This window comes from Capnocytophaga sp. oral taxon 863 str. F0517 (genome assembly GCF_000466425.1).
In the GTDB taxonomy this organism is placed as follows: Bacteria; Bacteroidota; Bacteroidia; order Flavobacteriales; family Flavobacteriaceae; genus Capnocytophaga.
In genome coordinates this window covers 1-3,970 of the sequence record NZ_KE992109.1, presented here as the reverse complement: position 1 = coordinate 3,970, position 3,970 = coordinate 1, and the positions used below count along the sequence as shown (strand labels likewise).

The window sequence follows — 3,970 nt, the reverse complement described above, 5'->3', positions numbered from 1 at the left end:
CTCAATACAGAACTTAAGTATCAGATAAAAATACGTAACATAGGAACAGGTATTCCAACAAGTCTTAAGATGGAAGCATTGCTACCTAAAAATCTTACTTATGTAGGGATTGATGGTTCTTTGCCTTCTGGAGTAAGTGCACCTACTTCAACTCCAGAAAACGGGCAGACGAAGCTTACCTTTAATATGCAACCTAATAGCTTTGTAACAGGGGGGGCTTTCTCAACCATTATGCTTAAGGTAAAAACGACTAATGATTGTAATGACTTAAGAGATGCTTGTAGCAATAAGTTAGATTTTCAGCCTAAACTTATATATAATACAATTAATCCTACAGAGACAAATAGAGAGACACGCTCTCATAAAGCAGTAGCAGATTGTAAACCTGCCCCTACCACCTTCTATATTGAAGACGCACCTTGTGCATTAGTAGCTAATAATACCCTCCCTTACTGTTCTGCTATGGAATTGGATGGTGGAACTGGCTATACCACTTATAGCTGGACAAAACAAGGACAAGGTGTAGTGGGTACCTCCCAAAAATACCAAGTAACTGGAGTAGGGACTTATATTCTTACCCGAACTGGAGGTACTTGTAATCAAGCGAGCACCATTACCTATAATATACAACCTCGTAGTGGAAGTGATGCCCTACACCCCTTGCGTGCTAACAGTGCGGTAACGGCTAAGGAAGTGTGTAACAATACCGGTCTCGACTATCTACAAATCGCTGTCTGTGGGGCTTCTGTACCACTTACCGCTCAGGTCGCTTCCACTGTGTTGGATAATGATATTATATGGTATAAATATACCGGCACTACTTCTACTACAGCTTCTTGTCCGCCTACACCTATCCCAGCGGCACGTGGTAGTTGGAGAGAAGTGGGTAGAGGACGTACCTATAACCTCCCAGAAACAGAGGTAGAGACAGATACCAATGGGGGAACACACTTCGGTATCTTAATTAAGAATCCGGGTAACTGTGAGATGGACTATTATTTTGGTGCTTCTAAGAGTAATACACCACCTAATCTTAGGATAGGCAAGCGCAACATCATGCCTTTGATCTGTACCCCTGGAGGTACGCCGACCAATAAGGGTTGGTTCAACCTCTCTGGAATACCTGATACTAATTATCAATATAAGGTGGATGGGCCTTCCAATTCAGTAAACTGGACGGATGTTCCTGGGCAGAGTTTCTCTAAAGAGGTGACAGCAGCTGGGCGTTATACGGTAACCATCCGTAAGAAACTTCCCAATGGAGGCTCTCAGTATCAAGGGAATGTCTGTGGATTCGAAAAGTCTATTGATATACAGGCTACTACCGCAGGCGATACTGATGCCAACTTTACCCTTACAAAGAAGGATATCCTTTGTGTAAGTAATAATCCATCAGGAGGGAAGCTCAAGGTTGTCCTTTCCAATGATGTTACTCTACCAGTGAAGGTTATTGTAGAGCGACGAGGTACGCCTAATACTTTGGTAACTCAATATGAAGCAACTACAGAGGCGGATCGCAATTCGGAAAGTACCTCTTCAGCAACTATCTTGGCGGCCCTTACCAAGGGTACCTATGAGGTAAAGTTGCAGGTAGGAGACAGTTCTAATAGCTGTACCTCTCCTGTAAGAGAGATTGAGATCAAGGAAGAAAATGAGCTAAAATTGCTCAGTGCAGCAACAGAGGTGCCTACTTGTGGTCCTAATAAGAAAATTACCATTACTTACCAAGGGGGAAAACCTCCTTATACGGTATGGGTAGAAACTTCAGGGGTATTACAGCGTCCCAATGTAGGAAATGCGACTTCTTATACCTTTGATATCAATGATCCGAACTTTAAAGCGGGTGATGGTCATAAAATCTATATGGTAGGAGTTATTGATGCCAATGGCTGTAGCGCTTTCACTCATGTACGTTACGAGCAGCAGCCACGTCCTACCTTTACTAAGAGTGCTACGGCTGCTGATTGTAGTGCCAATGGAGGAACCATCACCATGAGTATCAATAATGCACTGTTTGACCCTACCAAATATGATGTAAAATATGCTATTCAGAAGAAAGTAGGAACCAGCTATCCTGCTACGGATACTTGGGTGAGACAGGACTACCCCAACGGTACCTTTAGAGGTCTCACCACAGGTACTTATCGCTTGAGGGTATATTATAGCCGAGGTAGCAAGACTTGTTCTTACCCTGAGGAATCCTATCAGGTACTCAACAGCCAAGGACAGTTGGAATACCTCAGAGGTACTGATTATGATGATCAAGAAATTGATGTAGTGGAGGGAACCCCACTTCAGGCTTTTGTCAATATTTCCCACTTGGCTTGTAAGGATGCCTCTGGTAATGGAGTGAACCCAACAGGAGTAACCCCACCTTATACGCCTGCTTCTATCAGAATATCCAACCTCTTTGGAGGTAATGGTACCGGTGGGGGGGTAGGCCCAGGGAATAAATATGAAGTGAGTCTTGATGGTGGTACCACTTGGAATGGAAATGCCTTGGGAGCTACTTGGCTACCCAACGAACTCCGTTTTGATGGGGTAAAACCAGGAACTTACACCGTTATGGTAAGAAGTAAGAATCCTCCAACAGGAGTGGAGCCTTGTAGCTTATCTTTTGATATGAATGTGGAACCACCTTTGGCTGAACCAGAAATAAGGCATACAGTTGCCTATGACTGTTCTGGAGCGGCGAGGGTAACTTATACAACTGACAGAGCGGACTATAGCTATCATATAGAAAAAGCGGCTACAGTAAGTGCTTTGCCTGCACAATATACGGGTACTTATGATAGAGTAGGTACTATAGGAGTGGAGGATTTTACTGTCTCCGATGCTGGTACTACTCAGGCTACACGTATTTTCTATAAGAAGACACTTTCAGATAAACGAGAGCTGATCAGAGAGGATTTTGGTACAGGAAACGCTACCGATATAGCAGGACTGAACCGAACCGGAGTGAGTGTATCCCCAGGCTTGAGCTATGTATATCCATGTGCTGGTTGGAATCAGTATATGATTGTCAATAATGCCGAGTTCGATGCCATGTCCTACAGATGGAGTTCTCCATGTAGGCGATTGGGCGTAGGTGGCTGGATACAATCCGCTCCAGTGGATCATACAACCAATGATCCAGCTAGCAAAGGACGCTTTATGTATATAGATATGGGAACCAACCTTGGTCAGGGAGAAACCCTCTACCAAAAAGTAGTGGATATAGTACCTAATGGACCTATCGGCTTCGAAATCTATGTCATGAACCTCAATACCGGAGAATGGGGTGTAAAACCTGATATCCGTATTCAGATAACCGACCTTGCAAATAATGTAATTGCTCAAACAAGAGCTGTAGAAATACCTTTTAACTCTGTTAATGGAAATACCAACTGGGTTCGTGTATCCTCTGATGAACTTGGAGATATAGATCCTGGTAACAGAGATAAAGTAATTGTTAAGATTCAGAATACGAAGAATGATACAGGAGGTAATGATTTCGCTATCGATGATATCTATGTCTTCCAAGGACCTGTATTCTGTCCTACTCGTTACAAAGATGTAACAGTAGATATAGCCTCAGGTAAGGAGCTCAAAATGACCAATCCTGTTGTCGAGGATGAGTCTTGTTATGGAGCCAATGATGGTAAAGTAAGCACCAAAGTAAGTAACTTTGGTCAAAGCTACTACTGGTATTTGACCTATCAGGGCAGTACTACCCGACTCAGAGAATATACCGAAATGACAGAGGATGTAAATATCAGAAACTTGGCTCCTGCCAGATATACCTTACATATCAGGGCGATGGATGGGGCAAGGTTCTCAGATAGGGTTTATTGTGACATCTCCAAAGATTTTGAGATCAAGCGTAGCCCTCAGTTGCTAGTTACTCAGAACAAAACAGAAGACTATCTTAACTGTGATGAGACTAGTACACGCCTTGTAATCTTCGGTCAGAATGGTTCACGTCAGAATG

1 protein-coding gene is annotated in these 3,970 nt (G+C 43.2%); it reads left to right on the top strand.

The window, feature by feature from the left end; all coding sequences use genetic code 11:
• Positions 1-69 precede the first annotated feature (69 nt).
• Positions 70-3,970: hypothetical protein (locus HMPREF1551_RS03680; protein ID WP_155851606.1), on the top strand; the 3,901-nt coding region annotated here is incomplete at its 3' end.